Annotated in this window: 24 protein-coding genes; 21 read left to right on the top strand and 3 right to left on the bottom strand. The window is 65.1% G+C overall.

All coding sequences use genetic code 11. The features are described 5' to 3' along the window. Positions 1 to 29 precede the first annotated feature (29 nt). Positions 30 to 1076: a DoxX family protein gene (locus FPP74_RS10385; RefSeq protein ID WP_095536487.1), complete on the bottom strand. Its 1047-nt coding sequence runs from the start codon at positions 1074 to 1076 to the stop codon at positions 30 to 32. A 131-nt stretch (positions 1077 to 1207) separates the two neighbouring features. Next, positions 1208 to 1804 (bottom strand): MBL fold metallo-hydrolase, encoded by a 597-nt coding sequence (locus FPP74_RS10380; protein WP_095548334.1) that lies wholly within the window; start codon positions 1802 to 1804, stop codon positions 1208 to 1210. A 103-nt stretch (positions 1805 to 1907) separates the two neighbouring features. Between FPP74_RS10380 and uvrA the strand changes: the two genes are divergently transcribed. From uvrA to tyrS, 21 genes are all read left to right on the top strand, one after another. Continuing rightward, the gene (uvrA, locus tag FPP74_RS10375; RefSeq protein WP_095548335.1) at positions 1908 to 4760 is read left to right on the top strand and encodes an excinuclease ABC subunit UvrA; all 2853 of its coding nucleotides are present in this window, start codon (positions 1908 to 1910) and stop codon (positions 4758 to 4760) included. A 291-nt stretch (positions 4761 to 5051) separates the two neighbouring features. Continuing rightward, complete coding sequence (gene infC, locus FPP74_RS10370) at positions 5052 to 5600, top strand: translation initiation factor IF-3 (RefSeq protein WP_205691350.1); 549 nt, start codon at positions 5052 to 5054, stop codon at positions 5598 to 5600. 31 nt (positions 5601 to 5631) lie between these two features. After that, positions 5632 to 5826, top strand: coding sequence for a 50S ribosomal protein L35 (gene rpmI / locus FPP74_RS10365; protein WP_095278838.1), 195 nt, complete (start codon positions 5632 to 5634; stop codon positions 5824 to 5826). A gap of 57 nt (positions 5827 to 5883) precedes the next feature. Further along, positions 5884 to 6267 carry a 50S ribosomal protein L20 gene (gene rplT / locus FPP74_RS10360; protein ID WP_095278839.1) on the top strand — a complete coding sequence of 128 codons (384 nt, stop codon included), beginning with the start codon at positions 5884 to 5886 and terminating at the stop codon, positions 6265 to 6267. Positions 6268 to 6374: 107 nt separating this feature from the next. Next, positions 6375 to 6878 (top strand): TM2 domain-containing protein, encoded by a 504-nt coding sequence (locus FPP74_RS10355; RefSeq protein WP_095278840.1) that lies wholly within the window; start codon positions 6375 to 6377, stop codon positions 6876 to 6878. A gap of 22 nt (positions 6879 to 6900) precedes the next feature. After that, positions 6901 to 7713: an RNA methyltransferase gene (locus tag FPP74_RS10350; RefSeq protein ID WP_144718368.1), complete on the top strand. Its 813-nt coding sequence runs from the start codon at positions 6901 to 6903 to the stop codon at positions 7711 to 7713. Between the two features lie 116 nt (positions 7714 to 7829). After that, positions 7830 to 8876 carry a phenylalanine--tRNA ligase subunit alpha gene (pheS, locus tag FPP74_RS10345; protein WP_144718366.1) on the top strand — a complete coding sequence of 349 codons (1047 nt, stop codon included), beginning with the start codon at positions 7830 to 7832 and terminating at the stop codon, positions 8874 to 8876. A gap of 33 nt (positions 8877 to 8909) precedes the next feature. After that, the gene (gene pheT, locus FPP74_RS10340; protein ID WP_144718364.1) at positions 8910 to 11429 is read left to right on the top strand and encodes a phenylalanine--tRNA ligase subunit beta; all 2520 of its coding nucleotides are present in this window, start codon (positions 8910 to 8912) and stop codon (positions 11427 to 11429) included. A 51-nt stretch (positions 11430 to 11480) separates the two neighbouring features. Next, entirely contained in the window at positions 11481 to 12524 is a 1044-nt protein-coding gene (gene argC, locus FPP74_RS10335; protein WP_144718362.1) for an N-acetyl-gamma-glutamyl-phosphate reductase, read from the top strand. A gap of 72 nt (positions 12525 to 12596) precedes the next feature. After that, complete coding sequence (argJ, locus tag FPP74_RS10330) at positions 12597 to 13811, top strand: bifunctional glutamate N-acetyltransferase/amino-acid acetyltransferase ArgJ (RefSeq protein ID WP_144718360.1); 1215 nt, start codon at positions 12597 to 12599, stop codon at positions 13809 to 13811. A gap of 19 nt (positions 13812 to 13830) precedes the next feature. After that, on the top strand, positions 13831 to 14811 hold the full coding sequence (gene argB, locus FPP74_RS10325; RefSeq protein ID WP_095554349.1) for an acetylglutamate kinase: 981 nt from the start codon (positions 13831 to 13833) through the stop codon (positions 14809 to 14811). Beyond that, the gene (locus FPP74_RS10320) at positions 14808 to 16019 is read left to right on the top strand and encodes an acetylornithine transaminase (RefSeq protein ID WP_144718358.1); all 1212 of its coding nucleotides are present in this window, start codon (positions 14808 to 14810) and stop codon (positions 16017 to 16019) included. The genes argB and FPP74_RS10320 overlap by 4 nt, the downstream gene beginning before the upstream one ends. Beyond that, positions 16016 to 16957 (top strand): ornithine carbamoyltransferase, encoded by a 942-nt coding sequence (gene argF / locus FPP74_RS10315; RefSeq protein WP_144718356.1) that lies wholly within the window; start codon positions 16016 to 16018, stop codon positions 16955 to 16957. The genes FPP74_RS10320 and argF overlap by 4 nt, the downstream gene beginning before the upstream one ends. After that, on the top strand, positions 16954 to 17451 hold the full coding sequence (locus FPP74_RS10310; protein WP_095278849.1) for an arginine repressor: 498 nt from the start codon (positions 16954 to 16956) through the stop codon (positions 17449 to 17451). The genes argF and FPP74_RS10310 overlap by 4 nt, the downstream gene beginning before the upstream one ends. Positions 17452 to 17560: 109 nt before the next feature. After that, on the top strand, positions 17561 to 18781 hold the full coding sequence (locus FPP74_RS10305) for an argininosuccinate synthase (protein ID WP_095536499.1): 1221 nt from the start codon (positions 17561 to 17563) through the stop codon (positions 18779 to 18781). Positions 18782 to 18783: 2 nt separating this feature from the next. Continuing rightward, on the top strand, positions 18784 to 20220 hold the full coding sequence (gene argH / locus FPP74_RS10300) for an argininosuccinate lyase (protein ID WP_095536858.1): 1437 nt from the start codon (positions 18784 to 18786) through the stop codon (positions 20218 to 20220). Between the two features lie 56 nt (positions 20221 to 20276). Next, positions 20277 to 21443 carry a hypothetical protein gene (locus FPP74_RS10295; RefSeq protein ID WP_144718353.1) on the top strand — a complete coding sequence of 389 codons (1167 nt, stop codon included), beginning with the start codon at positions 20277 to 20279 and terminating at the stop codon, positions 21441 to 21443. Further along, positions 21440 to 23068, top strand: coding sequence for a VWA domain-containing protein (locus tag FPP74_RS10290; RefSeq protein ID WP_144718351.1), 1629 nt, complete (start codon positions 21440 to 21442; stop codon positions 23066 to 23068). The genes FPP74_RS10295 and FPP74_RS10290 overlap by 4 nt, the downstream gene beginning before the upstream one ends. Further along, positions 23055 to 23720: a hypothetical protein gene (locus FPP74_RS10285; protein ID WP_095548347.1), complete on the top strand. Its 666-nt coding sequence runs from the start codon at positions 23055 to 23057 to the stop codon at positions 23718 to 23720. The genes FPP74_RS10290 and FPP74_RS10285 overlap by 14 nt, the downstream gene beginning before the upstream one ends. 10 nt (positions 23721 to 23730) lie before the next feature. Then, the gene (locus tag FPP74_RS10280; protein ID WP_095278855.1) at positions 23731 to 23907 is read left to right on the top strand and encodes a Trm112 family protein; all 177 of its coding nucleotides are present in this window, start codon (positions 23731 to 23733) and stop codon (positions 23905 to 23907) included. 68 nt (positions 23908 to 23975) lie between these two features. Beyond that, positions 23976 to 25241: a tyrosine--tRNA ligase gene (gene tyrS, locus FPP74_RS10275; protein WP_095278856.1), complete on the top strand. Its 1266-nt coding sequence runs from the start codon at positions 23976 to 23978 to the stop codon at positions 25239 to 25241. A 13-nt stretch (positions 25242 to 25254) separates the two neighbouring features. Here tyrS and FPP74_RS12360 read toward each other — a convergent pair. Next, the coding region (locus tag FPP74_RS12360; RefSeq protein ID WP_222428221.1) for a hypothetical protein at positions 25255 to 25669 on the bottom strand (415 nt) is incomplete at its 5' end.

Below are 25669 nucleotides of genomic sequence, written 5' to 3'. Positions count from 1 at the left end.
GCGGGGCCGCGGTGCGCGAAAGCGGGGGATTAGCCCAGCTTCTTCTGCAGCTTCTTCACCGACTTCTTGGCGCGCTTCTCGGCCTTTTTCGCCTTGCGCTTCCACTTCAGCTTCTGAATCCAAGACGGGTCAGCGTCGAGCTTGTCAAACGCAGCCTGCAGCTTATCGACGGAACCCTGCGCCTTCTTTTCCAGCTTCGCATGGTTCTTCTTCACCTTGTGCTTTGCGGAGAGCTTCTCCAGGGTGCTCGGGCGAAGGTCATCGATGGAGCCCTGCAGGTCGCCGACAATGCCGTGGACCTTGCGCTTGGCCTGGAACTGCTCGAGCTTGGACGGGGTAGCCTGCTCGATCAGCTTCTCCGCGTCGAAGTCCTTGTACGCGTCCTGCGCGCGGTCGGAGGTCTCAGCGAGGAACTTCGAGGTCTGCTTCTTTGCGTCCTCGAACCAGTCGCCGGCTACCTCGGTGGCGTGGGAGGCAGCCTTCTTCCAGTCGTCCTTGTTGTCATCGACGTAGCTGGTGACCTGGCTGGTGACCTGGTCGGTGGTGTCGGACAACCAGTCGCTGGCCTTGCTCATGGTCTTCTCGGTCTCGGACTGAGTGGGCAGCGCCTGCTGGACGTTCTTGCGCGCAACCTTTGCGGCATTCTGCGCGCGCCACTGCAGGCCCGGCTTGCCGGCCGTGTCGACGGTAGCCAGCAGGACGCCGCCTGCGAGTGCGACATCGGTCAGCGCGCCGGTGCGGCGGCGGGCCTTGTCGTCCGCATCATCTGCCTCCCAGAACGCGTTGCGCCCGATCAGGGACGGGACGGTGGAGAGGGCGAGCAGGGACGCGGAGGTGCGCGGCATCTTGCCGATGGCGAAGAGGCTACCGGCACCGGCCTTGACGCCACCCACGATCTGGGCGGCGGTCTCCGGGTCCTTCGGCAGGAAGCTGCGGTACTGACGCGGCAGTACGGAGCGCACCTTCTTCAGTGCGGAGTCCGCAGCGTCCTTGTGCGACGCCGGGTTCAGCGCGGTCTCAACGCCGTCAATGATGTAAACGGACGCCAACATCGGGCGAGCGATCTTACGGATCATCTTGCAAACCAGTCCTTTTCATTTGATCGTGGTTTATTCAGGTTCATGCTGGAGCCCACAGCGGGACTCTTCTGGGCACAACTGTACTTACGTTCCGGTCTCATCGGGGAAACTCGGTGAAAAACGCTCGGCTACCAGCGACGCTGCCACCACTCATCCAGGTGGGGTCGTTCCTCGCCCAGCGTCGTCGGCTTCCCGTGGCCTGGGCGGACGATGGTGTCGTCCGCGTAGGCGTCGAACAGCTTGGTTTTCACCTCGTTGAACAGGCGGACAAAATCGCCCTCGGAGGCCGTCTTGCCCAGGCCGCCGGGGAAGAGGGAGTCGCCGACGAAGAGGTTCGTCGCGCTGTCGATCTCCGCCGCGAGCGCCGCGCCGCCGGGGGTGTGGCCGCGCAGGATCATGACGGGGAACTGCTGGCCGTCGAACTCGAGGGTGTCGCCGTCCTTGAGCTCGCGGTCCACCGGCGCCGGCAGTGCGGGCGCGTCCAGGAACGGCGCCCAGTGCGTCGCGCCGGTCGCTTCGAGGACCTCCTTGAGCGCGCGGACGTGGTCGTGGTGGCGGTGCGTGGTGAGCACGTCGGTGATCTCTACGCCTGCGTCGCTGGCGAGGGAGAGGAGTGCGGCGGGGTCGGCGGCGGCGTCGATAAGCAGCCCCTTGCCCTGGGAAGCGATGAGGTAGCAGTTGTTGTCCATCTCGGAGACGGAAATCTGGTGCAATGAAAGCGTCATGGCGCCCCAGCGTAGCCGGGCGGGAATAGCTCGGGGGTGGCCCGAGTTGGTAGTTTCTAGGACTGAACCCCACAGAGAACCGCTAGGGAAGGGACGTGGTGACGTGGCCGAATGGCTGACCGTGCGCGGCGCGCGCGAACACAACCTCAAGGGCGTCGACATTTCGCTACCGCGAGACAAGATGGCCGTGTTTACCGGGCTCTCCGGCTCGGGCAAGTCTTCCCTGGCGTTCGACACGATCTTTGCGGAAGGCCAGCGCCGGTACGTGGAGTCCCTGTCCTCGTACGCCCGCATGTTTCTGGGGCAGATGGATAAGCCGGACGTGGATTACATCGACGGGCTCAGCCCCGCGGTGTCCATCGACCAAAAGTCCACGAACCGCAACCCGCGCTCGACCGTGGGCACGATCACGGAAATCTATGACTACCTGCGTCTGCTGTACTCGCGCGCGGGGACGCCACACTGCCCGGTGTGCGACGCGGTAATCCAGCGGCAGACGCCTCAGCAGATCGTCGACCAGGTCCTTGAGTACGAGGAGCGCACGAAGTTCCAGGTGCTCGCGCCGATCGTGCGCAAGCGCAAGGGCGAATTCCAGGACCTGTTCGCAGACCTGGCCTCCCAGGGCTATTCCCGCGTGAACGTGGACGGGGAGACCTACCAGCTCTCCGAACCGCCGAAGCTGGAGAAGCAGATCAAGCACACGATCGACGTCGTCGTAGACCGCCTGCAGGTGAAGGAGAGCCAAAAGCAGCGCCTCACCGACTCCGTCGAGACCGCGCTGAAGCTGGCCGACGGGCTCGTCGGGTTCGACTTCGTCGGCCTGGACGCGGACGACCCGGATCGCGTGCAGATCTTCTCGGAGAAGATGGCCTGCCCGAACGGACACAAGCTGGACGTGGAGGAGTACGAGCCCCGCGCATTCTCGTTCAACTCCCCGTTCGGCGCGTGCCCGGCCTGCGACGGCCTGGGGATGCGCAAGGAGATTGACACCGACCTGGTCATCCCGGACCCGGACGCCCCCGCGGTCGACGCGTTCCAGCCGTGGAACTCGAGCCCGAACAAGAAGTACTTCGTGCGGCTCATCGAGGCGCTGGCCAAGGAAGAAGGCTTCGACGCGCACGTCCCGTTCTCCTCGCTGACCAAGACGCAGCAGAAGCACCTGGTCAACGGTTCGAAGACCAAGGTGAGCGTGCGGTATAAGAACCGCTACGGCAGGCAGCGCTCCTTCAACGCCGCGTACGAAGGCGTGATTGGCTACCTGGAGCGCAAGCTCGAGCAGGCGGAGACGGACACGCAGAAGGAGCGGCTGCTCGCTTACACCCGCGAGGTCCCGTGCCCGACGTGTAAGGGGGCGCGCCTGAAGCCGGAGATCCTGGCGGTGCGCTTGGACTCCACGACGCACGGCGAGCGCTCGATTGCCGGGCTGACCGAGCTGTCCATCGAGGACGCGTCGGAATACCTGGACCACCTGGTGCTGGGGTACCGCGAGGAGATGATCGCCGGTGCCGTGCTGCGCGAGATCCAGGCAAGGCTCCACTTCCTGCTGGACGTGGGCCTGAACTACCTCACGCTGTCGCGTTCCGCCGGGACGCTCTCCGGCGGCGAGGCGCAGCGTATCCGCCTGGCCACGCAGATCGGCTCGGGACTTGCTGGCGTGCTGTACGTGCTGGATGAGCCCTCCATCGGCCTGCACCAGCGCGACAACAACAGGCTCATCGCCACGCTGAAGAAGCTGCGTGACCTTGGCAACACACTCGTGGTGGTGGAGCACGACGAGGACACGATCCGCGAGGCGGACTGGCTCATCGACATCGGCCCGCGCGCCGGTGAGTACGGCGGCGAGGTGGTCTACCAGGGCGAGCCCGACGGACTCGTCGAGGCGGAAGGCTCGCTCACCGGCGACTACATCGCCGGCCGCAAGAAGATCGAGGTGCCTTCGCAGCGGCGACCGCTGGATAAGGACCGGAAGATCAAGGTGGTCGGGGCCCGCGAGAACAACCTGAATAACGTCAGCGTGGAGATTCCGCTCGGCCTGCTCGTCGCGGTGACGGGCGTGTCCGGCTCCGGCAAGTCCACCCTGGTCAACGAGATCCTGGCCAAGACTCTGCAGAACGAACTGAACGGCGCCCGCCAGGTTCCCGGCCGCGTCAAGCGCGTGGAGGGGCTGGACTCGTTGGACAAGCTGGTCCAGGTAGATCAGAGCCCGATCGGGCGCACGCCGCGCTCGAACCCGGCGACGTACACGGGCGTGTTTGACAAGATTCGCAACCTTTTTGCCGAAACACAGGAGGCGAAGGTGCGCGGGTACAAGGCGGGCCGCTTCTCCTTCAACGTCAAGGGTGGCCGGTGCGAGGCCTGCCGCGGCGACGGCACCATCAAGATCGAGATGAACTTCCTGCCCGATGTGTACGTGCCCTGCGAGGTGTGTGGCGGCGCGCGCTACAACAGGGAGACCCTCGAGGTCCGCTACAAGGGGAAGACGATCGCGGAGGTGCTGGAGATGCCGATCTCCGAGGCCGCCGAGTTCTTCGAACCGATTTCTTCCATTCACCGGTACCTCGCCACGCTTGTCGACGTCGGCCTCGGCTACGTCCGCCTGGGACAGTCCGCGACGACCCTGTCCGGCGGCGAGGCGCAGCGCGTGAAGCTGGCAACCGAGCTACAAAAGCGATCCAACGGCCGCACCATCTACATCCTGGACGAGCCGACGACCGGCCTGCACTTCGAGGACATTCGCAAGCTGATGCTCGTGCTCAACGGCCTGGTGGAGAAGGGCAACACCGTCCTGGTTATCGAGCACAACCTCGACGTTGTAAAGTCCGCCGACTGGATCATCGACATGGGCCCGGAGGGCGGCTCCGGCGGCGGCACCGTGGTTGCGCAGGGAACGCCCGAGGACGTGGCAGCGGTGGAAGGTTCGTTTACGGGCGAGTACCTGCAAAAGGTCCTGCACTAGCTGCCGGGGCGGGGTGCGGAGAATCGAAATAGCCCGTCTCGGCGTGCGATTTGGTGTCTCTCGCAACGGCTGCTAGCATATGCACCACTACCGCCCAGTGCTCCTGATTCAGGTGTACGGGCCGCAAGTGGAGTTACTCCCACCCCACGCCGCGCAGCAGCGCAGGATACGGGTCAACGGTATGGCACACGCGAGACGTGTGTTGTGCTGAACGGATGAACTCCCGCTGGCGTAAACGCTAGCGGGTTTTTCGTGTGGGATGACGTCGCTTGGGGCTTGGTAGCGATCACATTGTCATTCTCGTCTTTAGGAGTTCTCATCAGCGCTGAAGCTCGGATCAACGAACGAATCCGCGTACCGGAAGTTCGCCTCGTCGGCCCGTCCGGCGAGCAGGTGGGCATTGTCCGCACGGATGATGCCCGCAAGTTGGCGTACGACGCGGACCTCGACCTGGTCGAGGTCGCGCCGAAGGCCAAGCCGCCCGTGGCCAAGATCATGGATTACGGCAAGTACAAGTACGAGCAGGATCAGAAGGCCCGCGAGGCTCGCAAGAACCAGCAGCAGACCGTGGTGAAGGAACAGAAGTTCCGCCCGAAGATCGATGAGCACGATTACCAGACGAAGAAGGGCAATGTCGAGCGCTTCCTGGAGAAGGGCAACAAGGTCAAGGTGACCATCATGTTCCGTGGCCGCGAGCAGTCGCGTCCGGAACTCGGCTACCGCCTCCTCGAGCGTCTTGCAGACGACATCGGTGAGCTGGGCGTGGTCGAGTCTCGTCCGAAGCAGGACGGTCGCAACATGACGATGGTCTTCGGGCCGGCTCGCAAGGGCAAGAAGTAGCACACATTTTCAACTCTGAAGGGCTTTTACCATGAAGCAGAAGACCCACAAGGGCACCGCAAAGCGCATCAAGGTCAACGGCAAGGGCAAGCTGCGCCGCGAGCAGGCCGGCAAGCGCCACCTCAACGAGTCGCTGTCCTCCAAGCGTCGCCGCAAGCTGTCCGGCACCACCGACGTCGCACGGGCAGATCAGAAGCGCATGAAGCGCCTTCTTGGCCGCGCATAGTTCAACCAGCGCCCCGTAACCAGCACAAATACCGAATAAGTAAAGGAAGTTTGACTCATGGCACGTGTGAAGCGTTCAGTCAACGCCAAGAAGAAGCGCCGCGCAATCCTCAAGTCCGCGAAGGGCTACCGCGGCCAGCGCTCCCGCCTGTACCGCAAGGCCAAGGAGCAGTGGCTGCACTCCCAGACCTACGCGTACCGCGACCGTCGTAAGCGCAAGGGTGAGTTCCGCAAGCTGTGGATCCAGCGCATCAACGCCGCTGCTCGTCTCAACGACATCACCTACAACCGCCTCATCCACGGCCTGAAGCTGGCCGAGGTCGAGGTCGACCGCAAGATCCTCGCCGAGCTTGCCGTCAACGACTTCGCTGCGTTCTCCGCGATCTGCGAGATTGCCAAGAACGCCCTCCCGGAGGACGTCAACGCTCCGAAGGCTGCGTAAGCACCCTTCGCTTATCGACGCCCGCCTCACCCTCGCACTTGCGAACGGGTCGGGGTGGGCGTTTCGCGTGCCCGGGCGTGTTCGGGTGCCTGAGTAAGGTGTGAGACATGACGAACCCCTATGACAACGGCAGCAACAACAACACCGGTGGACCCTACGGGAGCGGGTACCCCAGTGGACACGGCAATGGTGCAGATGACTGGTACTGGGACGAGCAGGGCGCGGCTGCCAACGAGTGGGCGCGCACCCGGCAGTTCTACGGCGGCAGACCCGGTAGCGCGAGCGCTCCCGCGCTGTCGGATCACTTCGAAACACTTCGCTCCTCAACCGCATCCGTGCAGCCTGTGAGGCAGCCCCGCGCATGGCCCCTTGCTGTCCTGCTGTGCCTTTTCTTTGGGCTTTTCGGTGTGCACAATTTTTACTTGGGGTACACCAAGCGGGGGCTTGTCCAATTGGGGCTCCACTTCTTCGGCTGGTTGACGACGTTCTTCTTGGTTGGCTTTGTCGTGTTGGGGGTGCTGGGGATCTGGGTGCTGTGCGACCTCGTCAGAATTTGCACGCGCAGCGGCTTCTACTCCACGGACGCGGACGGCGTGCCGTTGTTGCGGTAGCACGCCGGTAGAATGCAAGGCCATGAGCCTTGATTTCACGCAACCCTTTACTGAGCGCACCCCCCGAGTAGTCAACGCGGCGAAGCTGCACCGGGCGCAGGCCCGAAAGAAGGCGAACCGCTTCTTGGTGGAAGGCGCAAACTCAGTGGAGGCGGCCGTGGCGACGGGCGCGGCCACCGATCTTTTTGCCACAGAGCGTGCCGCAGACGAGTTCGCGGAAATCATCACCACGGCGGACTACATGGACGTGTTCACCCACGCCATTACTGATCAGGCGGCGAAGCACATGTCTGATACGGTCCACACCACCGGGCTCTTCGCCGTGTGCAAGCCGTCGCTGTGGACTGTCGGAGCGGCGCTGCGCGGGACCCCAGAGTTCGTCGCCGTAGGCGTGGAAACGAACGACCCAGGCAACGCGGGCACCATCATCCGCATCGCTGACGCTACCGGCGCGAACGCCGTCATCTTCGCCGGTGAGACGGTGGACCCGGAATCTTCCAAGGTTGTGCGCGCTTCCGCAGGCTCGCTGTTCCACCTCCCCGTGGCCCGCGAACGCAACATCAAGGACGTCCTGGGTCAGTTGCGCGCCAAAGGCTTGCAAGTAGTCGCGACCGCCATGGACGGAGAAGTCTCCCTCGACGCAGCGGGGGAGGTGCTCGCGAAACCCACTGCGTGGCTCTTCGGCAACGAAGCGCACGGGCTCCCCGACGAAATCCTGGAACTGGCTGACCACCGGGTAGCAATTCCAATCAAGGGAAGCGCGGAGTCATTGAACCTCGCCACAGCTGCAGCAATGTGCATGTGGGAGTCGTCCAAGGTGCTCGGCCAGGAATAGGCATTGCGGCCGGTGGTGGTGGCTCGCTTGGCTTTGGGGCGCGTCAGGGGTCGTCGGGTGCGCCCGGGTATGCTTGTGTGCGCTGAAATATCACCAGACAAGTGGAAGGGACGAGCGTGTCCGAGACCCCGGAGATTCAACTGACCGAGGAAGCGCTAGACAGCGCTGCCGCGGCGGCGATCGAAGCGTTTGAGAACGCGGCAGACTTGCCGGCGCTGGAAGAGGCGCATAGACAGCATCTGGGGGAGAAGGCCTTTATCCCGCAGGCGCGGCGGGCACTGGGCACCCTTCCGAAGGACCAGCGCAAGGACGCTGGTCGGATGGTGAATATGGCGCGCGCGCGCGTCGAGAAGCGCTTTGCGCAGCTGCGCGAGCTGCGCGAGGCCGAATACCGTGCGCAGCAGCTCAAGGAAGAAGCGGTGGACGTCACGCTGCCGACAACTCGTGGGCAGGTCGGGGCGATGCACCCGATCACCACGCTGAGCGAGCAGATTGCGGACATTTTTGTCGGCATGGGCTGGGAAATCGCCGAGGGGCCGGAGGTTGAGGCGGAATACTTTAACTTCGACGCGCTCAACTTCATCCCGGATCACCCCGCGCGCACCCTGCAGGACACCTTCTACATTGGTGAGCCGGGCTCCAAGCAGGTCATGCGTACGCACACCTCGCCGGTGCAGGTGCGCTCCATGCTGGACCGTGACGTTCCGCTGTACATCGCGTGCCCGGGTCGCGTCTTCCGTACCGACGAGCTTGACGCCACGCACACCCCGGTGTTCCACCAGATTGAGGGCCTGGCCGTGGATAAGGGGCTGACCATGGCGCACCTTCGCGGCACCCTGGACCACCTGGCCAAGACGCTGTTCGGGCCGGCGGCGAGAACCCGCATGCGTACGAACTACTTCCCGTTCACGGAGCCGAGCGCTGAGGTGGACGTGTGGTTTGAAAACAAGAAGGGCGGCGCAGGTTGGATCGAGTGGGGCGGCTGCGGCATGGTCAACCCGAACGTGCTGCGCGCTGTCGGCGTGGATCCGGAGGAGTACCAGGGCTTTGCCTTCGGCATGGGCCTGGAGCGCACCCTGCAGTTCCGCAACGGGCTGACGGACATGCGCGACATGGTCGAGGGCGACGTGCGCTTCACCCTGCCGTTCGGCGTGCAGGCGTAAGCAGGCAATAGGAGAGAAGGGACAAGGACAACAATGCTGATTTCCAAGAACTGGATCACCCGCCTGCTGCGCAACGCGGGCAACGAGGGCTGGACCGTCACTGACGACGAGCTGGACGCAGGCTTCGTCCGCGTCGGCTTCGAAACGGAGGGCTACGCGCCGATCGAGGAGACTACCGGCCCGCTCGTGCTGGGGCGCGTCGCCGAGATTGAGGAGCTCACCGGGTTTAAGAAGCCGATCCGGTACTGCCAGGTTGACGTGGGAGATGCGAACGGCACCGGCGAGCTGCAGGGCATCATCTGCGGTGCGCGTAACTTCGCGCTCGGCGACTACGTCGTAGTGTCGCTGCCGGGCGCGGTCCTGCCGGGTGGCTTTGCCATTTCCGCGCGCAAGACCTACGACCATATCTCCAGCGGCATGATGGCGTCCGCCGCGGAGCTCGGCATGACCACGAAGAGCGACGGCATCATCACCCTGCCCGAGGGTATGGGCAAGCCGGGCGATGATGCCCGCGAGATCCTCCAGCTCGATGACACGATCTTTGACGTCAACATCACCCCAGACCGTGGCTACGCGCTTTCCGCGCGCGGCCTGACCCGCGAGATCGCCTCCGCGTTCGACCTCACGTTCACCGATCCCGCCGCGGACCCGCAGGTCGCGGCCGTGGACACCTCGCAGGTCCCCGCAGCGCAGGGTTCGCTTATCGACGTCACCGTGGACGACTCCACCCGCGCTCGCCGCTTCGGGCTGGCCAAGGTCGAGGGCATTAACCCGGCAGCGAAGGCCCCGTTCTGGATGCAGCGCGAGCTCATGCTCTCCGGCATCCGCTCCGTCAACGCGGCGACTGACGTGACCAACTACGTCATGCTGCTCCTCGGCCAGCCGATGCACGCCTTTGATGCGGACAAGATCTCCGGCAACCTGCACGTGCGCAACGCGTCGGCGGGCGAGGAGTTTGAGACGCTGGACCACACGAAGCGCACCCTGCTGGACTCCGACGTAGTCATCACCGACGACGCAGGCATCCAGTCCCTCGCGGGCGTGATGGGTGGCGTCACCTCTGAGATCTCGGACGAGACGGTAAACGTGTACTTCGAGGCCGCCAACTGGGACGAGCTTACGGTGGCGAAGACGGCGCGCCACCACAAGCTGAGCTCGGAGGCGTCGCGCCGGTTCGAGCGTGGCGTCGACCCGGCCATCGTGGAGGTAGCCCTGGACGTTGCGTGCGCGCTGCTGACCAGCATCGCTGGCGGCGAGATCGCGTCCGGACGCACCCTCGTCGGCGCGGTCCCGCAGCGCGAGGCCATTGAACTGCCGGTGGCCGCGCCGTCCAAGCTCATCGGCGTCGAGTACGCCGAGGAGACGGTCGTGCGCCGCTTGGAGGAGGTCGGCTGCGCCGTGGAGGCCGTGGAGAAGGCGGCCGAGGGCATCCTGGCTGTCACCCCGCCCACCTGGCGCGGCGACCTCACCGTCCCGGTCGAGCTGATCGAGGAAATCGTGCGCCTGGAAGGGCTGGACGACATCCCGTCTCTCCTGCCCACCCCGCGCGGTGGCCGCGGTCTGACTCCGGCGCAGCAGCGCCGCCGCGCCGTGACGCACGCGTTGGCCTACGCCGGTTACGCCGAGATTATCCCCACCCCGTTCATGGCAAACAGCACCTTCGACACCTGGGGCCTGGACGAGGACGACCCGCGTCGCAACACCGTGAAGGTGCAGAACCCGCTGGATACTGACTACGGAGTGCTCGCCACGACGCTGCTGCCGGCGATGCTCGAGGCCGTGGGGAAGAACGTGGCACGCGGTCGCGCTGACGTCGCGATGTACTCGGTGGCGCAAACGGCGTTCAAGCGCGCGGAAGCCTCGCCGCTGCCCAGCGTGGAAGCTCGCCCCGACGGGGCGACGATCTCCGGCATCCTGGATTCGGTGCCGCACCAGCCGCTGCATGTGGCAACCGTCGCGCTGGGCAACGCCGAGGAGGCAGGCCCGTTCGGCCAGGCTCGTGCCTACACCTGGGCAGACGCGCTCGAGTCGGCGCAGGTTGTGGCCCGCGCCGCAGGCGTTGAGCTCACGGTTGCTGCTGCGGAGTACTTGCCGTGGCACCCGGGCCGCTGCGCTGAGCTGCGCGTCGGCGAGACCGTCGTGGGGCACGCCGGCGAGCTCCACCCGCAGATCTTGGAGGCGCTCGAGCTGCCGCCGCGCGTGTGCGCGATGGAGCTCGACCTCTCCGCGCTGCCGTTTGCGGAGGTCCTCCCGGCCCCCATCCTTTCCGTCTACCCGGCGCTGCACCAGGACATCGCGCTCGTCGTCGACGAGGCAGTGCCGGCCGAGGAGGTCCGCAGGGTCCTCGAAGAGGGGGCAGGTGAGCTGCTCGAGGGCGTCACGCTTTTCGACGTCTACCGCTCCGAACAGCTCGGCGAAGCCAAGAAGTCCCTGGCGTTTGGCCTGGTGTTCCGCGCACCGGACCGCACGCTCACCGAGGACGAGGCTTCCGAGGCCCGCCTCGCGGCGGCGGAGGCGGCCAAGGCCCGCTTCGGCGCCGAGATGCGTGGCTAAACCAAGAATGAATAATTTGCAGCCGACTGCATAAAAGCGTAGGGTGTCTGTATGACACTGAACGTAGCAGTCGCCGGGGCGACGGGGTACGCAGGCGGAGAAATCCTCCGCCTGCTCCTGCGCCACCCCCTGTACGAGTCGGGCGACCTCACTATCGGCGCACTGACCGGAAACTCCACGACGGGGCAGCCCGTCGCCGAGCTGATGCCACACCTGCCGCAGTTGGCGGATCGGGTCATCGAGCCGACCTCTGTGGAGGTGCTCGGCGGGCACGACGTCATCTTCCTCGGGCTGCCCCACGGGTTCTCAGCCGAAATAGGCGCGAAGCTGCCGGACACAACGATCGTGATCGATTGCGCGGCGGATTTCCGTCTCCGTGATGCCGGCGCGTGGCAGCGCTACTACGGCTCCGCGCACGCGGGCAGCTGGCCCTACGGTATTCCGGAGATGCCCGGCCACCGTGACCAGCTGCGCGGCGCGACCCGCGTCGCCGTACCCGGCTGCTTCCCAACGGGTGCGACCCTCGCCGCCTACCCGGCCGTTGCAGCGGGGTTGGCGGTACCCAACCTCCGCGTTGTGGCTATCACCGGGGTCTCGGGCGGCGGCAAGAAAGCGTCCGTCGCCATGCTTGGCGCAGAGACGATGGGCTCGCTTAAGACGTACAAGACCGCAGGCGCGCACCGGCACACCCCGGAGATCGCGCAGAACATCGCCGAGGCCACGGATGAGGACGTCACCGTGAGCTTCACCCCGGTCCTGGCACCGCTCCCGCGCGGCATTCTCACCACCGTGACCATGCCGCTACGCAGCGGGATCGACGCCGCCACCGCTCGCGCGGCGTACGAGTCGGCGTACGGCGACGAACCGTTCGTGCACGTCCTCCCGGAAGGCGCGCACCCGCAGACGCAGCACGTCGTGGGTGCAAATACGTGCCACGTTCAGGTTGAGGTCGACGAGGGCGCCGGAGTACTGCTCGCCACGTCCGCCATTGACAACCTGACCAAGGGCACCGGCGGCGCGGCAGTGCAGTGCATGAACCTCGCCCTCGGACTGGACGAGACGGCCGGCCTGCCACGACAGGGCGTCGCCCCCTAGCCCAGGCACACCTGGAAGATCATCCCTACAACGCCACCCGCGCGGCGAGCTTTTCACAGAAAGCGAGACACCATGGAAACCCCAAACCCCTCACCGAGTACCCACGGCACCGCCGAAGCGCCCCGACTGAGTGTGACCGCCCCCCAGGGGTTCCGCGCTGCGGCGACTGCGGCGGGCATCAAGCCGTCGGGGAAGTCGGACATGGCACTCGTGGTCAACGACGGCCCGAATGACGCCGCGGCCGCGGTATTTACGCGCAATCGCGTGAAAGCGTCGCCGGTCAAGCTTTCGCAGGCGGCGTTGGCAGACGGTGCGCTGCGCGTGGTGCTGTACAACTCCGGGAACGCAAACGCGTGCAACGGCGCGCAGGGCGACGCGGACGCGCGCGAATCCCAAGCGCTCGCCGCAGCGGCGCTCGGTGTCGAGCCCTCGGAGGTGGCCGTGTGCTCGACCGGGCTGATTGGGGAGCTGCTGGACATGGGGAAGGTGCGTGGTGGCGTCGAAAAGCTGCTGCCCCTGCTCGGCGACGACGAGGCGCAGGGCGAAGCGGCGGCTGACGCGATTTTGACGACGGACCTTGTGCGGAAAGAGGCTGGCTACCGCGGCGAAGGCTGGACGGTCGGGGCGATGGGCAAGGGCGTGGGCATGATGGCGCCCTCGCTCGCCACGATGCTGGTGTGCATTACTACCGACGCCGCCGCGACACCCCAGGCGCTGGACGCCGCGCTGCGCAAGGCGACGAAGGTGACGTTTGACACCGTCGATATTGACGGATCGACCTCCACCAACGACACGGTCATCGTGATGGCAAACGGAGCGAGCGGGGTCACCCCGAGCCAGGACGAGCTAGATCGCGCGATCCACGCGGTGTGCGATTCGCTGGCGCGCCAGATGCAGGCCGATGCCGAAGGCGTGACCAAGCGCGTCAACATCACGGTGACCGGCACCGCGAGCGATGACGACGCACTCAACGCCGCCCGCACGCTGGGCCGCGACAGCCTGTTCAAGTGCGCCATGTTCGGCTCCGACCCGAACTGGGGCCGCACCCTCGCGGCGGTCGGCATGGCGGACGCAGCGATGGACCCCGAGAACATCTCCGTGTACTTCAACGGGCAGCCGGTGTGCGAGCGCTCCACCGGAACGCCCGGCGCGCGCGGCGTCGACCTCTCCGGCGTGGACATCGACGTCCGCGTGGACCTGGGGACCGGGGGCCCGGGCACCGCGACGGTCCACACCACCGACCTGTCACATGACTACGTGGAGATCAACTCCGCGTACAGCTCCTAGCAGGAAGGGCACCGAGGCAATGAGCGAACCAACTCCGGCGCAGCCGCTGAAACCCCTGAAGAATCTCAGCAGCGAGGACCGCGCACACGTCCTCGCGGAGGCCCTCCCGTGGCTGCAGCACTTCCGTGACAAGATCGTCGTGGTCAAGTACGGCGGCAACGCCATGATTGATGAGCAGCTGAAGGCCGCGTTCGCCGCGGACATGGTGTTTCTGCGCACGGTTGGCGCTAAACCCGTTGTCGTGCACGGCGGCGGGCCGCAGATTTCGGCGATGCTCAAGCGGCTGGGCCTCGATGGCGGAAAGTTTGTTGGGGGCTTTCGCGTTACCACGCCGGAGATCCTCGACGTGGTCCGCATGGTCCTGTTCGGCCAAGTCGGCCGCGACCTGCTGGGCAAGATCAACTCGCACGGCCCCTACGCGGTGGGGACCTCCGGCGAGGATGCCGGGCTGTTTACCGCGGAGCGCAGGCTTGTCGACGTCGACGGGCACCCCACCGACATCGGTCTGGTCGGCACGATCACGGACGTGAACCCCTCTGCAGTGATGGACATCATTGAGGCTGGCCGGATCCCCGTCGTCTCCGGCATCGCGCCAGGTGAGGGCGGCGACGTGTACAACATCAACGCCGACGAGGCAGCCGGCGCGCTGGCCAAGGCGATCGGCGCGGAGCGCCTGGTTGTACTCACCAACGTGGAGGGCCTCTACACCGACTGGCCGGACAAAGACTCGCTCCTGTCCAAGATCCAAGTCGGGGAGCTCGAGCGCATGATGCCAGACCTGGATTCCGGCATGATCCCCAAGATGGGGGCCTGCCTGACGGCGGTGAAAGGGGGAGTGCGCGCTGCCCACGTGATTGACGGCCGTATTGCCCACTCCGTGCTGCTGGAGCTGCTCACCGAGGGCGGTATCGGCACCATGGTGTTCCCGGATGCTTTTGACGTGAACAACTACCCGGAGGGCACGGCCACCACTGTGTTCAGGAAGGATGAAAACGCATGACCGAGCAGACGCACTCCACGCAACCAGCGCTCGCGGCCTGGGGCGACACGCTCATGAACACCTACGGCACGCCGCCCGTGGAGCTCGCCCACGGCGAGGGCGCGCGGGTCTTTAGCCCGCAGGGCGCCGAGTTCATCGACATGTTGGCCGGCATCGCGGTCAACTCCTTGGGCCACGCCCACCCGGCGGTGATCGACGCCGTCACCGAACAGATTGGCAAGCTGGGCCACGTCTCCAACCTCTTCGCCTCCGAGCCGGTGGTGCAGGCCGCACAGAAGCTCAAGGCGCGGTGTGGCGACGATGCTGCGCGACTGTTCTTCTGCAACTCGGGCGGCGAGGCGAACGAGGCTGCGTTCAAGCTTGCTCGCTTGACTGGGCGCTCGCGCGTCCTCGCCGCGGTGAACGGTTTCCACGGCCGCACGATGGGTTCGCTCGCGCTTACCGGCCAGCCCGAGAAGCGCGCGCCGTTCGAGCCCCTGCCCTCCGGCGTGGAGTTCTACCCCTACGGCGACACCGACTACCTGCGCAAACTCGTGGCCGCAAACCCGGGTGACACCGCGGCGATCATCCTCGAGCCGGTCCAGGGCGAAACCGGCGTCATCCCCGCGCCCGAGCATTTCCTCACCCAGGTCCGCCAACTGTGCGACGAGTCCGGGGCGCTCATGCTTATCGACGAAGTCCAGACCGGCATCGGACGCACCGGAGACTTCTTTGCGTTCCAGCACGAAGGCATCGTCCCGGACGTGGTGACCATGGCGAAGGGGCTCGGCGCCGGCCTGCCCATCGGCGCGGTCCTGGCGCGCGGGAAGGCCGCGGAGCTGTTCACCCCGGGCTCGCACGGCACGACCTTTGGCGGCAACCCCGTCGCCTGCGCTGCGGCGAACGCGGTGCTGGACACTATTGATGACGCCTTCCTCGCGGAGGTGCGCCGCAAGGGGGAGAAGCTCGCTGCGTCGGTCGCGGCGTTGGACGGCGTGCAGGAGGTGCGCGGCCGCGGCCTTATGCTCGGGGTGGTGCTCGACCGGCCCGTGGCCAAGGACGTGGTGGCGAAGGGGCTGGAGCGGGGAGTGATTGTGAACGCTCCGTCGACAAGCGTGGTGCGACTTACGCCGCCCCTCATCATCACGGACAATGAGATTGATGCGGCCGTTGAGCGCATCGCGCTCGCGCTTGCCGACGCCACCGAGAACGAAAGGAACGACTCATGACCAGGCACTTTTTGGCTGATGACGATCTGACGCCGGACGAGCAGGCCGAGGTGCTTGCGCTCGCCGCCGAGATGAAGCGCGACCCGTATGCGAAGCGCCCGCTCGAGGGGCCGAAGTCTGTGGCCGTGCTCTTTGACAAGACGTCCACACGGACCCGCTTCTCCTTCGACGTGGGCATCCACCAGATGGGAGGGAATGCGATCATCACGGACACGTCCAACTCCCAGATGGGGAAGGGGGAGACGCTGCAGGACACGGCGGCGGTGCTGTCGCGGTTCGTTGACGCGATCGTGTGGCGCACCTACGCGCATGACAACTTCCACGCGATGGCCGAGACCGCGACGGTCCCGCTGGTCAACGCGCTGTCGGATGACCTGCACCCCTGCCAGATCCTCGCGGACCTGCAGACTATTCAGGAAAACTTCGGCCGCCTCAAGGGGCTGCGCGCCGCGTACCTGGGCGACGGCGATAACAATATGGCGAATTCCTACATGCTCGGGTTCGCCACCGCGGGTGTGGACATTGCCATCGTCGCGCCAGAGGGGTTCCAGCCTAAGGAGCAGTTTGTGCAGCGGGCGCGCGAGCGCGCCGAACAGACCGGCGCGACGGTCACGGTGGGCACCGACCTGGCCGCGGTGGACGGCGTGGACGTGGTCATCACCGACACGTGGGTGTCCATGGGCATGGAGGACGACGGGTTGGATCGTCGGACCCCGTTTTTGCCCTACCAGGTCAACGCGGAGGTCATGGCACGCGCGTCGGAGGATGCCGTATTCTTGCACTGCTTACCTGCGTACCGCGGCAACGAGGTCACGGCGGAGGTGATCGACGGCGCGCAATCGCGCGTGTTCGACGAGGCGGAAAACCGGCTGCACGCCCAGAAGGCATTGCTGGCGTGGCTCATGGAACACCAAGACGAGGAGGAACACCAGGTATGACCCAACCCGTATCGCGCACGGCGCGACAGGCCCGCATCCTTGAGATCATCGGGAGCACACGGGTGTCTTCGCAGGCGCAACTCTCCGAATTCTTGCAGGCCGACGGCATCGACATCACCCAGGCGACGCTGTCGCGCGACCTGGACGAGCTTGGGGCGAAAAAGATCCGTCCCCTTGGGGGCGGCCGTGCGTATTACACGGTGACCTCTGACACGGGGTCGCTCTCCGTCGTGCAGACCGGGCCGCGGGACAAGCTGCGCCGCATGATCGAGGAGCTCGTCGTCTCGGTGGACTACACCGGCAACACCACGGTCTTGCGCACGCCTCCCGGCGCCGCGCAGTACTTGGCCAGCTACATCGACCGCGTCGGCCTCGACGAAGTCGTGGGCTGCATCGCGGGCGACGACACGATCTTTGTCCTGGCTCGGGAGCCGCTCAGCGGCAAGGAACTGGGCGAAAAGATCTTCGGCCACGCGCACCCCGCCAACGAATAGCGTGTTCCGCAGCAGCGGGTCACAGGAAACGCACATCCCCGGGTAACCTCAGTAACCGGGTGTGTCACAACTTGAACAACCTCGAACATTATTGAAGGAGCTACTTCTCATGAGCAATCGCGTCGTACTCGCATACTCCGGCGGTCTGGACACCTCCGTCGCCATTTCCTACCTGGGCGAAATGCTTGATGCCGACGTCGTCGCAGTCGCCCTCGACCTGGGCCAGGGCGGCGAGGACATGGAGTCCGTCCGCCAGCGCGCCCTGGATTGCGGTGCCGTCGAGTCCATCGTCGTTGACGCGAAGGACGAGTTCGCTGAGGACTACTGCCTGCCCACCATCAAGGCGAACGGCATGTACCAAGGCGAGTACCCGCTGGTCTCCGCGATTTCGCGCCCGCTGATTGTCAAGCACCTGGTCAAGGCCGCCCAGGAGCACGGCGGCACCCACGTCGCCCACGGCTGCACGGGCAAGGGCAACGACCAGGTCCGCTTCGAGGTCGGTTTCCTCAACCAAGACCCCGACCTGGAGATCGTGGCCCCGGCTCGCGACTTCGCCTGGACGCGCGATAAGGCAATCGAGTACGCCGAGGGCAAGGACCTGCCGATCGAGCAGTCCGCCGCGTCACCGTTCTCCATCGACCAGAACGTGTGGGGCCGCGCCGTCGAGACCGGCTTCCTCGAGGACCTGTGGAACCCGCCGACAAAGGATCTCTACGCATACACCGAGGATCCGGCGATGGGCAACGCGCCGGACGAGGTCATCATCTCCTTCGAGGGCGGCAAGCCCGTTGCTATCGACGGCCGTAAGGTCACCGTGCTCGAGGCCATCGAGGAGCTCAACCGTCGCGCCGGCGCGCAGGGCATCGGCCGCCTGGACATGGTCGAGGACCGCCTGGTGGGCATCAAGTCCCGCGAGGTCTACGAGGCACCGGGCGCGGTTGCGCTGATCACCGCGCACAAGGCGCTTGAAGACGTCACCGTTGAGCGTGAGCTTGCGCGCTACAAGCGCCTTATCGACGCCCGCTGGTCCGAGGAGGTCTACGACGGCCTTTGGTTCGGCCCGCTGAAGCGCTCGCTCGACGCCTTCATCGACTCCACCCAGGAGCACGTCACCGGCGACATCCGCATGGAGCTGCACGCGGGCAAGGCGACCGTCAACGGCCGCCGCTCCAACCACTCCCTCTACGACTTCAACCTGGCCACCTACGACACCGGCGATACCTTCGACCAGACCCTGGCCAAGGGCTTCGTGCGCCTGCACGGCCTGTCATCCCAGATTGCCAACAAGCGCGACCGCGAGGCCGGCGCCCAGGAGAAGCAGGAAAAGTAGCCATGGAACAGCACAAGACCAACGAAGGCGCGCTGTGGGGCGGCCGCTTCTCCGGCGGCCCCTCGGAAGCGATGTTCGCGCTCTCCGTGTCCACCCACTTTGACTGGGTCCTCGCACCCTACGACGTGCTCGCGTCCAAGGCGCACGCGAAGGTGCTCAACAAGGCAGGGCTGCTTTCCGACGCTGACCTGCACACCATGCTCGACGGTCTCGACCAGCTCGGGCGCGACGTGGCGGCCGGCTCCTTCGTCCCGGCTCCGACGGACGAGGACGTCCACGGCGCCATGGAGCGCGGACTGATCGAGCGGGTCGGCCCCGAGGTGGGCGGACGGCTGCGCGCCGGCCGTTCCCGCAACGACCAGGTCGCCGCGATGTTCCGCATGTGGTGCCGTGACGCGCTGCGCGGCGTGGCCGTCGAGGTCAGCGCGCTCATCGATGCGCTCGTCGACCAGGCCGCCGCGCACCCGGACGCGATCATGCCGGGCAAGACCCACTTCCAGGCGGCGCAGCCGATCCTGCTTGCGCACTCGCTGCTGGCGCACGCGCAGCCGCTGCTGCGCGATCTCGAGCGGATCCAGGACGCGGACAAGCGTCTCGCTGTCTCGCCTTACGGCTCGGGCGCGCTGGCGGGCTCGTCGCTGCACCTGGACCCTGAAGCGATTGCGACCGAGCTCGGTTTCGACTCCGCATGCGACAACTCGCTGGACGGCACTGCCTCGCGCGACTTCGCGGCGGAGACCGCCTACGTGCTCACCCAGATCGCCGTGGACATTTCGCGGCTGTCCGAGGAGCTCATCGCGTGGTCGACCCCTGAGTTCGGCTACATCACGCTTGACGACGCCTGGTCCACCGGGTCCTCGATCATGCCGCAGAAGAAGAACCCGGACGTGCCGGAGCTGGCTCGCGGCAAGACGGGCCGTCTTCTGGGCAACCTGACCGGCCTGCTCGCCACGCTGAAAGCGATGCCGTTGGCGTACAACCGCGACCTGCAGGAGGACAAGGAGCCGGTGATCGATTCGGTCAACCAGCTGCGGGTGTTGCTGCCCGCGATGACCGGGCTCGTCTCCACGCTCGTATTCCACGAGGACCGCATGCGCGAGCTCGCGCCCGCCGGCTTCACGCTGGCGACGGACCTCGCGGAGTGGATGGTGCGCCAGGGCGTGCCGTTCCGCGAAGCGCACGAGGCGTCGGGCGCGTGTGTGCGCATCGCCGAGGAGCGTGGTGTGGACCTCATCGATTTGACGGATGAGGAGCTGGTGGGCGTCGATAAGCGACTGACCCCCGAGGTCCGTGAAGTCCTCACGATCGACGGGGCCGTGGCATCCCGCGATACCCGCGGCGGTACCGCCAAGGTGCGCGTGGACGAGCAGCGGCAGCGCGTTTCCGAGGCGAACGCGGCATTCCGCGCGTGGGCGGAGGCGCCGGTGCGCGGCGCGTAACCTCGGCATTGGCGCAATGACCTGCGCCACAACCGCGCAGCCCTTATGCTGAGTGCATGAGCGACACCAACGGAGGGAAGCGGTCTTTCTCTGCAATAGTCTCGATCATCATCGCGGTTGTGCTCATTGTGATGATCGGGCTTGCGCTGAGCGATGCCCGCGGCGAGAACAACGCGATACGCTGGCTGAACTTCGGAGGCGGCGAAGGTGGTGGCGCCGGAACCACCACCGTAGAGGGCATCATCGGCTCGGAGAAGCGCGACTACTTCGAGGACCCGGAAGTGAAAAGCCGGCTCGCGGAGCTCGGCTACACCGTGAAGTTTTCCACCGCGGGCTCGCGCCAAATCGCGACGAACACTGACCTGGACAAGCAGGACTTTGTCTTCCCGTCGTCCGGACCGGCAGCCCAAAAGGTGAAGAGCCAGGGCGGCAGCTACTCGGTGGACTACCCATTTTTTACCCCGATGGCCATCGCCTCCTGGCAGCCGATCGTGAACCTGCTCGAGCAGGAGGGCGTGGTGCGCAACACGGGCGACGGCTACGCCTTTGACATGGGCGCGTACGTCAAGCTCGCGGAAAGCGGGAAGCGGTGGCGCGACCTCGGCGACACTTTCCCGTCCCCGCGCCAGGTGCAGGTGAGCACGACGGACATTCGCACCTCAAACTCCGCTGCCATGTACCTCTCGCTGCTGACCTGGCAGTTTGACCAGGAAAAACCGGGGATGAGCACCGAGGAACTGGTGGACAAGATTTCGCCGTTCTTCGTGGGGCAGGGGTACTCGGAATCGTCTTCTTCCGCGCCCTTCCGCGACTACCTGAGCCAGGGCATGGGCTCGACGCCGCTGGTCCTGGTCTACGAGGCCCAGTTCCTTGGCGAGCAGATGAAGGACAACTCGCGCGTTCGCGACGACATGGTCCTCCTGCGCCTCGAGCCGACCGTGGTGGCAAACCACGGCATCGTCGGCATCTCGGACAAGGGAAAGGAGCTCGGCCGCCTGCTGAGTACTGATCCGGAATTGCAGCGACTCGCTGCGAAGCACGGTTTTCGCCCGGCTGAGAGCGGCTCGCTCGCGGACGAGCTCCAAGCGCACGGACTGCCCGCGCCGTCCGACTACGTCAACAGTGTCGACCCGCCGACCTTCGATCGCCTCGAGCAGCTTCTCGACGCCGTCGGGCAACGCTACAGCGGACAACCACCAGTCAATGAGGAGGCCACCCTATGAAGAAACTACTTGCCGTTCTTTCCGCGCTGTTCATGGTGACTGCCACCGCCGGCTGCATGAACCTCGGCGGTGAATCCGGTGGCCTGGGAGGATCGGGTGGGTCCGGTGGGAGTGGTGATGCATCGCTGCACATTCTCGCTGCGACCGAGCTGAAGGATCTTGAACCGCTGATCCAGCAGGCGGCTGATGACCTAGGAATGGACATCAGCGTGAGCTACGACGGCGGCACCCTGGAGAACTCACAGGGCCTGAAGGACGGCGGGTACGACGGCACGTACGACGCCACTTGGTTTGCCACCAACCGCTACGCGGACCTGATCGGCGCCTCTGACGCGCTGGCGGACCAGTACCCGTTGGCCAATTCCCCGATCGCGCTAGGAGTTCGCAGCGATCTGGCGCAACAGAAGGGCTGGGTTGACAACCCGCCGACCTGGGACGACCTCGTTGCGGCCGCCGATGCCGGCGAGCTGTCCTTCGGAATGACCGACCCCACGGCGTCGAACTCCGGCTTTTCCACGGTGGTCTCTGCCGCGACGGCGCTGGCCGATACCGGGCTCGCGCTGACGGAGGAGGACATCAACCGGGTCGCCCCGCAACTGCAAACGTTCTTCTCCTCCCAGACGGTTTCGTCTGGGTCCTCCGGCTGGCTCGCGGACACGTTCGCGCAGGATCCGACGAAGGCGGACGCGATCTTCAACTACGAGTCGACGCTCTTCCAGTTGAAGAAGGCAGGGCAGGACATCGAGGTGGTGGTCCCCGCCGACGGAACCATCACCGCGGACTACCCGCTCAGTGCTCTCAAGCACCCGCAGAATACGGGCTCGGGCGAGGCGGTCCGTGAGCTCGCGGATTGGTTCCAGGAACACCAGCAAGAGGTGGCGGATACGTACCGGCGCCCGGTGCAGGGCGTCGATACTCTGCCCGCTGAGCTCGCGCGGCACACGCCGATCGAGCTGCCGTTCCCGGCCACGGAGAACGTCACGACGCAGCTGCTGGACAAGTACAACGGCGAGTTCCGCATGCCCGGCCAATCGACATTCCTGCTGGACACCTCCGGCTCGATGGAGGGCGAGCGCCTGGCGTCGCTGAAGCGAATCATGCACGAGCTTATCGGCGGCACTGCTGCCACGTCGACCGGTGATGTCTCCTTCCGCGACAGGGAAGACGTCGAGCTCCTGCCGTTCAATGATGCACTGGAGGAAGGCGCCTCAAGTGTCATTGCTGATGCGGACCCCGCGTCCCGCGAAAACCTTGACGCCTTTGTGAACAACCTCGAGCCGGGCGGGTACACCGCGACCTACGCCGCGCTTGAGCAGGTGCTTACCCAGCAAGCTGCGGCGAAGGCGAAGAGCGAGTCGACGCAGGACCAGAACGAGAAGACCCGGACTCCCACGGTCGTGCTCCTGTCCGACGGGCAGGCGACCGCCGAACCGTTCTACGATCAGTTCGTTGCGGATTACGGGCAGCACCCCGAATGGTCTGGTATCCCGGTCTTTGTGATCCTGTACGGTGAAGCGAACCGGGGCGAGATGGAGCAGTTGGCTCAGCTCACCGGCGGTAAGGTATTCGACGCCCAGAACGGCGACTTGGCCGAGACGTTTAAGGAGATCCGTGGCTACCAGTAAATGGGACTATTTCGCCTCGCCGAAAAACCAGGTTGGCATGATCGCGGCCGCGGTCACCACCGGGGCGTTCGCCGTCTTCGGCCTGGTGGGGGCGCTCGGAGTGATTCCCTGGGCGGTCGCCGCCGGAGTCGCGTACGGGGCGGGCGCGTTGCTCACGCCGTCGAATAGCCAAAAGGCGCTCCCGGCGGCTGAGACGACTTCGACCGAGTCGATGATTGATGAGTCAATCAAGGAAAACCTGGCCAAACTGCACCGCGCGAACGTGCCACCGCCGGTGTACAACGAGGCGATGAAGCTGCAGTCGGTCACCCGCTTCGTGCTCTCGCAGTGGGAGAGCCTGACGCCGACTCCTGAGCACCAGCAGACCGTGTACAACGTGTCAAAGGTCTACCTCCCCGAGGTTGTCGACACCTACCTCAAGGCGCCCCAGTACCGGGGGCGCGAGGCGTCGATGCGCTGCATCGATTCGCTGCGTACGATGTACGACGCGGTCGACCGCGTCAAGCACGGCATCCTGGACAACAACCTCCGCGCCCTGGATTCGCAGGCTTCGTACCTCAAGGAGGCGCTGCAGGGGCCCGTTTCGCTTGACGACGCCGCCGTTGACCCTCCCTCCGATCCCGACACGTCGGGGACGAGCCCGTACAAGTAGGATGAACCCCATGAGTCTCGATCCGAAACTCCTTGACGTCCTGGCCTGCCCGAAGGACAAGGGCCCACTGACATACAAGGAAGACGAACAGCTGCTGGTCAACGAGCGCCTCAACATCGCGTATCGCATCGACGACGGGATCCCGGTGCTGCTTATCGACGAAGCCGAGCCCTATCCCGCAGCCTAAGACCTCACCCCAGCAGCTGAATTCAACTACCCGAGACAACTGCGCTTTTCCACGCGCGAAGGACACCGATGAGCACAAACATTGTTGAAGAACTCGAATGGCGCGGACTGATCAACCAGTCCACCGACCTGGACGCACTGCGCGCCGCGACGGAATCGCCGATCAGCTTGTACTGCGGCTTCGACCCGACTGGCCCGTCGCTGCATGCCGGCCACCTGGTGCCGTTGCTCATGCTGCGGCGCTTCCAGGAGGCTGGGCACCGACCGATCGTGCTGGCGGGCGGCGCCACCGGCATGATTGGTGATCCCCGCGACGTAGGGGAGCGGACCATGAACTCCTCCGACACAGTTGCGGATTGGGCTGGACGTATCAGCGGTCAGCTCAAGCGGTTCGTCTCCTTTGAGGGCGAGAACGGCGCGTTGTTGGTGAACAACAACGACTGGACGAAGGACATGTCGGTCATCGACTTCCTCCGCGACGTGGGCAAGCATTTCTCCCTGTCCACGATGCTTGGCCGCGACACGGTGAAGCGCCGCCTGGAAAACGACGGCATCTCGTACACCGAGTTTTCCTACATGCTGCTGCAGGCGAATGACTACGTGCAGCTTCGCCGCAACCACGACTGCGTGTTGCAGGTTGGTGGAGGTGACCAGTGGGGCAACCTTGTCGCTGGTGTGGACTTGAACCGTCGCATGGACGGCGAGCAGGTGCACGCGCTGACGGTGCCGCTGGTCACCGACTCCGAGGGCAAGAAGTTTGGCAAGTCCACTGGTGGCGGCTCGCTGTGGCTCGATCCCGAGATGACCAGCCCGTACAAGTGGTACCAATACTTTGTGAACACCGCTGATGCCGACGTGATCCGCTACCTGCGCTGGTTTACGTTCCTGGACCAGGAAGAACTCGATCGCCTTGCGGTTGAGGTGGAGGAGCGACCGTTCAAGCGTGAGGCTCAAAAGCGTCTTGCACAGGAGATGACGGACCTCATTCACGGCCGCGAAGCGCGCGAAGCTGTTGAGCTGGCTTCGCAGGCGCTGTTCGGGCGGGCGGAACTGACCGACCTGGACGAGAAGACGCTCGCCTCCGCGGTTTCGGAGACCCAGGTGTTTGAGTTCCGCGATGCGGAGACCACCATTGTTGACCTGCTCATTGGCGCAGGCCTTGCCGATTCGAAGGGCGCTGCCCGTCGCTCGATCAAGGAGGGTGGCATCTACGTGAACAACGAGCGGGTGGCATCCGAGGAATGGAAGCCCGGAAGTGACGACTTGTTGCACGGCGCGTGGCTGGTCCTCCGCCGCGGGAAGAAGAACTTCGCCGGTGCCAAGAAGGTGGGATAGCTCCTCACCGCTACTAACCGCCAACAGTTTTCGTGTAAGCGAGCTGTTGGCGGTTTTCGTTTGCCCAAAAACCTGTTGTGTGCTGGGGGTTTGCGTGTTTGTGTTGTTCGTGGTTAAGTATTTCCTCGTTGCCGAGAGCGAGTGAGTCGCTCGGAGGGAACGAGATAATTTCACAGTGTTGCGGACTTGGTTGCTTGAGTTTGGTTGAGGTTTTCCTCGACTTTGACTTTTGTTTACCTTGTGTGTAACGTTGTTTTCCGCTACCGAGCACTGATTGGTTGTGTTTGACTGGTTGGTCCGGTGTGCGTGTGTTGTTTGAGAACTCGATAGTGTGCCAATGTACTTTTGTTTGTGGATTGGTTGCGTGCCTGTGTTGTGCTGGCTGCACGTTTTGTGTGGTTGGTGTGTGCCGGTGGCGCTGCTTGTGA

Origin of the sequence: Corynebacterium sp. NML180780, from assembly GCF_007786415.1 — a bacterium.
Classification (GTDB): domain Bacteria; phylum Actinomycetota; class Actinomycetes; order Mycobacteriales; family Mycobacteriaceae; genus Corynebacterium; species Corynebacterium gottingense.
This window is presented reverse-complemented; position numbering and strand designations above follow the sequence as displayed.

Excerpts from the sequence above, each read along its gene's own strand:
- FPP74_RS10385 (WP_095536487.1), bottom strand. The coding sequence starts at position 1,076 with ATGATCCGTAAGATCGCTCGCCCGATGTTGGCGTCCGTTTACATCATT.
- FPP74_RS10380 (WP_095548334.1), bottom strand. The coding sequence starts at position 1,804 with ATGACGCTTTCATTGCACCAGATTTCCGTCTCCGAGATGGACAACAAC.
- rpmI (WP_095278838.1), top strand. The coding sequence starts at position 5,632 with ATGAAGCAGAAGACCCACAAGGGCACCGCAAAGCGCATCAAGGTCAAC.
- rplT (WP_095278839.1), top strand. The coding sequence starts at position 5,884 with ATGGCACGTGTGAAGCGTTCAGTCAACGCCAAGAAGAAGCGCCGCGCA.
- FPP74_RS10355 (WP_095278840.1), top strand. The coding sequence starts at position 6,375 with ATGACGAACCCCTATGACAACGGCAGCAACAACAACACCGGTGGACCC.
- FPP74_RS10350 (WP_144718368.1), top strand. The coding sequence starts at position 6,901 with ATGAGCCTTGATTTCACGCAACCCTTTACTGAGCGCACCCCCCGAGTA.
- pheT (WP_144718364.1), top strand. The coding sequence starts at position 8,910 with ATGCTGATTTCCAAGAACTGGATCACCCGCCTGCTGCGCAACGCGGGC.
- argC (WP_144718362.1), top strand. The coding sequence starts at position 11,481 with ATGACACTGAACGTAGCAGTCGCCGGGGCGACGGGGTACGCAGGCGGA.
- argJ (WP_144718360.1), top strand. The coding sequence starts at position 12,597 with ATGGAAACCCCAAACCCCTCACCGAGTACCCACGGCACCGCCGAAGCG.
- argB (WP_095554349.1), top strand. The coding sequence starts at position 13,831 with ATGAGCGAACCAACTCCGGCGCAGCCGCTGAAACCCCTGAAGAATCTC.
- FPP74_RS10320 (WP_144718358.1), top strand. The coding sequence starts at position 14,808 with ATGACCGAGCAGACGCACTCCACGCAACCAGCGCTCGCGGCCTGGGGC.
- argF (WP_144718356.1), top strand. The coding sequence starts at position 16,016 with ATGACCAGGCACTTTTTGGCTGATGACGATCTGACGCCGGACGAGCAG.
- FPP74_RS10310 (WP_095278849.1), top strand. The coding sequence starts at position 16,954 with ATGACCCAACCCGTATCGCGCACGGCGCGACAGGCCCGCATCCTTGAG.
- FPP74_RS10305 (WP_095536499.1), top strand. The coding sequence starts at position 17,561 with ATGAGCAATCGCGTCGTACTCGCATACTCCGGCGGTCTGGACACCTCC.
- argH (WP_095536858.1), top strand. The coding sequence starts at position 18,784 with ATGGAACAGCACAAGACCAACGAAGGCGCGCTGTGGGGCGGCCGCTTC.
- FPP74_RS10295 (WP_144718353.1), top strand. The coding sequence starts at position 20,277 with ATGAGCGACACCAACGGAGGGAAGCGGTCTTTCTCTGCAATAGTCTCG.
- FPP74_RS10290 (WP_144718351.1), top strand. The coding sequence starts at position 21,440 with ATGAAGAAACTACTTGCCGTTCTTTCCGCGCTGTTCATGGTGACTGCC.
- FPP74_RS10280 (WP_095278855.1), top strand. The coding sequence starts at position 23,731 with ATGAGTCTCGATCCGAAACTCCTTGACGTCCTGGCCTGCCCGAAGGAC.
- tyrS (WP_095278856.1), top strand. The coding sequence starts at position 23,976 with ATGAGCACAAACATTGTTGAAGAACTCGAATGGCGCGGACTGATCAAC.